The following is a 2,001-nucleotide window of genomic DNA, read 5'->3' as shown; positions in this document are numbered from 1 at the left end:
GGTTTGGTCACTTTAATGATAACACCGGATTTTATAATGGTGTTTTATTCCTCCAACCTAGCTGGCTAATTTGATTTTACAACTGGCCTTTATAAAGCGTTTATCTTTTTTATTAAATATATCTACCTCAAATACAATTCTTTCAAGATTATTGTGTCCTTTAATATTCGAATTAAATAATAAGTACTTTCTTCCGTTGGTTAAAATTCCCCACTCCTTACCTCGATTAAATATATAGGTTGCTAATTGATCTTTCGCCTCTGCATCAAGTGGTTCATTTGCTTTTTTTGTTTCTATGTATAGACAGTTATTATCATTATTGCCAACAGTGATAACAATGTCTGCCCTGCCTTTTCTATGCAATGTCTTGTGTTCATAATCAAAAGAATCCTCATCATAATCTAACATTTCTAAGAAGTGCCGAACTACTTTGTTTTTTATGTTTTCTTCATTGCTAAATTTATTTTTTTCATATTTCTTTTGTATATAATCTAAGTCTAATTCTAATGTTTCATTACCCATGTGCGTCGCCCCCCCTTTTTAACATTAAAACATATTTTAATACTAAATAAATCTTATGTAAATCCTTCCCTGTTTATATGCAGCATAACTAACAGAGAAGATGATACAGTCTATAAAATACTACTTAATATGACGAATTTTAAAAGGGTAAATCGCAGTTATAAATGGTAGTTTGGAAACTACTATTAGTGTTAATAATACTGTTATGGTAGCTAGCAAACAACGTGGGTTCATTAAATTATTATTATAGATATTTTATCTAGTTTTTTAGTAGATATAAAAATGAATAAATTACTATATTGTATATTTTTATAATTAAGATGATTTTGACAAATTCGGTTAAATGTTCTACATTCCATATTTAGGGGGGAATATAAATGAGTCGGTATAGTAAATTAACTGAAGAAAAAATTATCCAATATGAAAAAGAAGGAAGGGGAAAAGGAACCGGACAAAATTACAATCCCCAGATAAAGGTTCAAGAGTTCGCTTCTAAAGGAACTATGACAAGGACATTTGGGGAAAAAGTTCAACGACAACATGATGTTTTCTCGAATTTGGAGAAAGCATGCCTCTATATAATGGAATATAACCTTCATGTAGTTGATATACGAGAGCAGTATCCTCTTAATTGAAAGAGGAGGAAGTAGGTTATGTTATCAAAAAACACAGCATTAATAATTATAGATGTCCAAAAAGGATTTGATGATGAGCGTTGGGGAAGAAGGAATAATCAGGAAAATATAGAGCGTCTTTTAAATAGATGGAGAGAAACTGATCGACCTGTGATTCATATTCAGCATATTTCTAAAAAGCCGGGTCATCCGTTAAGAAACGAGAATATTGGAAGTGAATTTAAAGAATTTATTGAGCCACTCGATCATGAACCCGTATTTCAAAAACATGTTAACAGTGCTTTTATCGGAACAAATCTTGAACACTATTTAAGAGAGAATGACTATCAAACAGTTGTCATCGTAGGGTTAACAACAGATCAATGTGTTTCGACAACAACTAGAATGGCTGGAAATCTTGGATTTAAAATATATGTTGTTTCAGATGCAACGGCTACATTTGAGCGTACTGGATATAACGGAAAGTATTATAGTGCAGAGGATATTCATGAATTTGCTTTAGTTAGTCTGCATGAGATGTTTGCTACTGTAGTTCAAACTGAGGATTTACTTGTACATATTTAGTGTTATACTTTCTTTAGACACATTTGACCGTTTAAAAAAGATTAATCGAAAATATTGTGTGTTTTTACAAAATCCTTGATCATAATGTTTGAAGAACTTTTTGATCAAACTTTTTTATAAAACCGAAACTTAAATATGCTAGAGAAGAATCCATATTGATCAATCTTTTTTTCAAAATGCGAGTTTTTCTTCTATTGCTAGATTGCAATAATAAATTAGCCACTCTGAACATCCGGCGGTACCACTAGGTGTTCCTGCCGCCTAAGGCGGCAGGAACAAA

General features: G+C 31.6%; 3 protein-coding genes. 2 read left to right on the top strand and 1 reads right to left on the bottom strand.

Features of this window, described 5'->3' with window-relative positions; all coding sequences use genetic code 11:
• Positions 1 to 57 precede the first annotated feature (57 nt).
• A complete protein-coding gene (locus P343_RS36250) occupies positions 58 to 522 on the bottom strand; it encodes a type I restriction enzyme HsdR N-terminal domain-containing protein (protein ID WP_023511824.1) in 465 nt (154 codons plus the stop codon).
• 377 nt (positions 523 to 899) lie between these two features.
• Between P343_RS36250 and P343_RS36245 the strand changes: the two genes are divergently transcribed.
• Entirely contained in the window at positions 900 to 1,157 is a 258-nt protein-coding gene (locus P343_RS36245; RefSeq protein WP_023511823.1) for a PDDEXK family nuclease, read from the top strand.
• 18 nt (positions 1,158 to 1,175) lie between these two features.
• Complete coding sequence (locus tag P343_RS36240) at positions 1,176 to 1,721, top strand: cysteine hydrolase family protein (RefSeq protein ID WP_023511822.1); 546 nt, start codon at positions 1,176 to 1,178, stop codon at positions 1,719 to 1,721.
• Positions 1,722 to 2,001 lie beyond the last annotated feature (280 nt).

Source organism: Sporolactobacillus laevolacticus DSM 442 (assembly GCF_000497245.1).
Taxonomy (GTDB): Bacteria; Bacillota; Bacilli; order Bacillales; family Sporolactobacillaceae; genus Sporolactobacillus; species Sporolactobacillus laevolacticus.
This window is presented reverse-complemented; position numbering and strand designations above follow the sequence as displayed.